The following is a 374-nucleotide window of genomic DNA, read 5'->3' as shown; positions in this document are numbered from 1 at the left end:
GGACAGATGATTGGGGTGAAGTCGTAACAAGGTAGCCGTATCGGAAGGTGCGGCTGGATCACCTCCTTTCTAAGGATAATTACGGAAATCAGACTTTTAGGTCTGATAGGGATTAACATTGACATATTGTATTCAGTTTTGAATGTTTATATTTGACCTATGGTCAGTAGTAAATATTCAAAATTAAAATGGGCCTATAGCTCAGCTGGTTAGAGCGCACGCCTGATAAGCGTGAGGTCGATGGTTCGAGTCCATTTAGGCCCACCATTTTAATTATTGTACTTTGAAAACTAGATAAAGTAAGAAGAAATAAAAGATTTTACCAAGCAAAACCGAGTGAGTTCATTTTTGAATTCTTAAAAAAATCGCGCGTC

The 374-nt window shown here is 38.2% G+C and carries 1 tRNA gene and 1 rRNA gene; both read left to right on the top strand.

Annotated elements, in window-relative coordinates:
* Positions 1-69: ribosomal RNA gene (locus BHU61_RS13275) — 16S ribosomal RNA — on the top strand; the annotation flags it as partial.
* Positions 70-190: 121 nt separating this feature from the next.
* Positions 191-267, top strand: a tRNA-Ile gene (locus BHU61_RS13270).
* Positions 268-374 lie beyond the last annotated feature (107 nt).

It is taken from the genome of Macrococcus epidermidis (assembly GCF_003259695.1).
Classification (GTDB): Bacteria; Bacillota; Bacilli; order Staphylococcales; family Staphylococcaceae; genus Macrococcoides; species Macrococcoides epidermidis.
Note: the sequence above shows the minus strand (reverse complement) of the source record. Positions and strands in the feature narration are given on the sequence as shown.